This is a genomic window from Candidatus Igneacidithiobacillus taiwanensis (assembly GCF_031962545.1).
GTDB lineage: Bacteria > Pseudomonadota > Gammaproteobacteria > Acidithiobacillales > Acidithiobacillaceae > Igneacidithiobacillus > Igneacidithiobacillus taiwanensis.
Window position 1 is genome coordinate 1,877 of the sequence record NZ_JAVRKK010000125.1, and the last position, 3,629, is coordinate 5,505.

Sequence of the window (3,629 nt, forward strand, 5' to 3'; positions counted from 1 at the left end):
CAATGATTGGATTTTTGGTCATCACATCTCCTTTTTGCAAGCATGAGCACTAAATACAACTTCACCATGTTAAGTATAGTCCATGATTCTCGGATTTGCTCAGATGGACTATTACAGGTAGAGATATGAAGACAATATTATCCGCTAGACTCTGCAAAACTCCTTTGCCATAGAGCGGGAAAAACAATGACTCGACACATAATACGCGATCTACAGAATCACGCCGCTAGTTACAGATAGATTTACGATTAGAAGCGCCAACGCAGGCGTAGAAGAGCAACCAGAGCCGATGCATAGCGTCCCGAGGGCCTGGGAGAATACTGCAGGTCTGGACGCAGGTATAGATTGTTGGCGATATGCATGCGGTACGATAATTCCCAGACGGTTTCCGTGCCACCGCCCCGTAGCCAAACATTGGCAACCCCAATTGCCGTGACGTCCTCTCCGCTATGCGGCAGCAAGCCGAAGAAATACGCACCAGCACCCATGAAGGTGGTAACCGGATCGCCACCGCGGAGGTTCCTTGCCGCCATGAAAAAAGCTCCTCGCGTATCGTCAGCCGCAGCACCAGCAAAATAGAGACCATTGCCTGCCGGTCCGGTACTGTCTGCGAGACTCCTGCGCTGGGTATATTGCCAAGCACCAGCTTGCCACTGCAGCGTATAGCGACCAATCTGCGCTTCGCGGTCCCATTCAAGGATGGCAAAGCTGCCACGACTAAAAACCCCGCTAAACGGATGAATGGGGTCTCCCTGAAATACTGCTCCCTTTATTTCTTGATCGTACCATCTGTGCGAGCCCATAACGCCAAGACCAGAATAGGGAATGGTTGGCGTCGCTGAAATATTGGCGCCGATATTGGGCACAGGACAAAAGGAACTATTCAACAGGTATTGCGCACCATCAACCACATTGAAATAATCCGAGATATTAAGCATTCCTACTCGATAAATGGTAGAACCACGATACGCCGTATAATAAAATTTGGTTAGACGCAGCTGTTGCCCAGCGTAGAGATTGCTGGCGGCTTGGGTTAGTCCGGCACCGCCGTCGGGCCGGCGACCATGGGCATTCAGCGCCGCGAGCACCTGCATATAGAAATGGCCCTGGCCTAAACCAAAAGGCTTGGAGTCCACACGCAGGTGCGCATAGGCAAATAGGTCGGCACTGGTGCTGCGTTCACGCCCGCCCATAAGGTTGCCCACATATTCGCTATCTATGCGCCCGCCCCAATGTGTAGCTTCGGGCCAAGGTGGCGGCAAGAGATTTCCAAACAGCATAGGATTATCGAAGTACCCAGAGATCTGATTATGCGCAAATAGCCTAGCGTACCTCTTTGTTGCAAGCATCTCCCTCTTCTACCCTGGCGCGAATCAGCTGCACTGCCGGACTACGCCGCAGATAGTCGCCAGACCAATCGAGCAATGCGCGTAGGCGATTACGAGCACCAATGATTCGGTAGATATGCAAAAGAAGCCACATCATCCAGGCGGGATAGCCAGTCCAGTTTGTTTTTCCTAATTGGCAAACGGCGTCGAATCGCCCAAGGACCGACATGCTACCAAGATCTCGATAGACAAAAGGCGCTGGCAATGGCCGTTGTCGAACCAACTGCAAAACCACTTCCGCAGCATAGTGTCCTGACTGCATGGCGAAGGGCGCCACCTGAGGGCAGGGATATCCTTCCGGTCGCAGAGCCAGATCTCCAAGCACGAATACTTCGGGATGATCGGGAAGCCGTAAATAGTCGTCCACCAGAAGACGGCCACCATAACCCTTTGGAACGGGCAGCGATTCCAAGACTGGATTGGCGGTCACGCCCGCGGTCCAGATCAGCGTTTTTGCCAATAAAACGGGCCCAGAATCACAGTGTACCTGCCTTCCATCGTACCGTTGCACGTGGGTTTGTAGCCGAAGGTTTGCTCCCAGATGGCGCAGGCGTTGGGCGGCATGCTGCTGTAGTTTTGATGCAAAGCCCGGCAAGAGGCGCTCACCCCCATGCACCAGGGTGACCTCGATTTCCTGGGGAGCCAACTCGGGGTATTCGCTGGGGACGAGCGCCTGTAGCGTTTCCAGCAGAGCGGCGCAGAACTCCACACCCGCGGCACCACCGCCGGCAATGACAAAATGTAGCCACGCCTTACGAAGGATTGGCTCTTGGACCTGACTGGCCTGCTCCAAGGCCAGAAGAACGGTCGAGCGCGCCCTTTCCGCGGCACCGAGTCCCTTGATGTCGAGGGCTGTACGGGCGAGTTGCTGATTCCCGAAGAAGTTAGTTACCGTGCCCATGGCGAGCAGCAGATAGTCGTAGGAAAGTGCAGTCCCGTCAGCCAGGGTAACTCGCCGCTGCTGCAGATCTATTGTCTCTACCCGACCCAGGCGAAAGGCGATCCCGCCCTGGGAAAGAATCCGTCGTAGCGGCGTGCAGATGGCTTCCCCTAGGAGTTCCCCCGTTGCCACTTGGTAAAGCAAGGGCTGAAAGAGATGATAATTGTGTTGATCGAGCAAGGTGACTTGCAGCCCTCGTCCAGCGAGGCGCTTGGCGGCGGCAATGCCAGCAAAACCGCCGCCAAGAATGAGCACACGGTCAGTCATGGCCTGCCTCAGGAGCAATTCGACTGTTACGCCACGCGAGATACAGCAAGGGAATGGCCCAGAGGGCGGAGAAGCGATAGATCTGGTCCAGGGGCAGGAGAGACTGCAGCGGTCCTAACCCCGAGGAGCCAATGCCTTCGCCAACCATCAGCGCACCCACGAGAAGACCAGCCATTTGCGTGCCTTCCTTGGGGTGCGCCGCAATCCCGTACGACATGCTGTACGGGTAGTAGATGCCGCAGGAAAATCCCGCTGCTGTAAAGGCCATGATCAAGGTGGCAGGAGAGCGGAGTTCCGGTATCAGCAAAAAGCATGCAGCCATGCCCAAGGGCGCAGCCAGATAGGTCCAGCGGCGGGGCAGCCAATGATCAGGAATGGCCCCAAGAAGAAAACGCGCCACGGTCATACCCCCCCAAAAGAGTGAGAGCGCGAGGGCACCCGAGGCGGCGGGCAGGTGGCGATCGACGGTCACCAACACATCCGCCCAACTCCCAAAGCTGCCCTCGCAAATGGCGTAAATCACCACCCCCAGGGCAAAAGGCAACATGCTCCGGCGCCAGGCCTGCAGCCCTCCCAATTCCTGGCTATCCGCTTTTTCTTCCCGAGCCAAGGGCAACAGCAGCAAGGCAAGCCAAAGCAAGAGCAATAAGCCTGGCCAAATATTCCAAGCGCCTAGCTGGGAGAGCCAGTGTAGCAGTACCGGCGACACGGCGGTGGCACCACCAATAACGGCATTGAGGATGGTAACGGCTGCTGCTGCCGCGCCTGTAAATAACAAAGAGGCAGCGCGATTGATGGCGGCATTGGTCAGGCCAAAGCCCACCCCAAGCAAAAGCGTCTCGGCGAGAAGGAGGACAAACAGAAAATTGCCAGCGCCAAAATAGGCCAACGTGAGACAAGCCATAGCTACGGCGTTGACGAGAGCACCCAGGCGAAAAAGTCCCTTGGCCCCCAACTGCTGGTGGATGCTACCGGCACCCAGGGCGGCAAGGACGGCGCCGAGGATTTCTGGGAAGTAGAGCAGCCCATAACTG

At 56.0% G+C, this 3,629-nt stretch carries 3 protein-coding genes; all 3 read right to left on the reverse strand.

The window, feature by feature from the left end; genetic code table 11:
- Nucleotides 1–248: 248 nt before the first annotated feature.
- Nucleotides 249–1,280: a carbohydrate porin gene (locus RTI30_RS11735; protein WP_312283824.1), complete on the reverse strand. Its 1,032-nt coding sequence runs from the start codon at nt 1,278–1,280 to the stop codon at nt 249–251.
- A 43-nt stretch (nt 1,281–1,323) separates the two neighbouring features.
- On the reverse strand, nt 1,324–2,595 hold the full coding sequence (locus RTI30_RS11740) for an NAD(P)/FAD-dependent oxidoreductase (protein ID WP_312283825.1): 1,272 nt from the start codon (nt 2,593–2,595) through the stop codon (nt 1,324–1,326).
- Nucleotides 2,588–3,629 (reverse strand): MFS transporter (locus RTI30_RS11745; protein WP_312283826.1); only part of this gene is annotated, 1,042 nt, incomplete at its 5' end. The genes RTI30_RS11740 and RTI30_RS11745, both read right to left, overlap by 8 nt.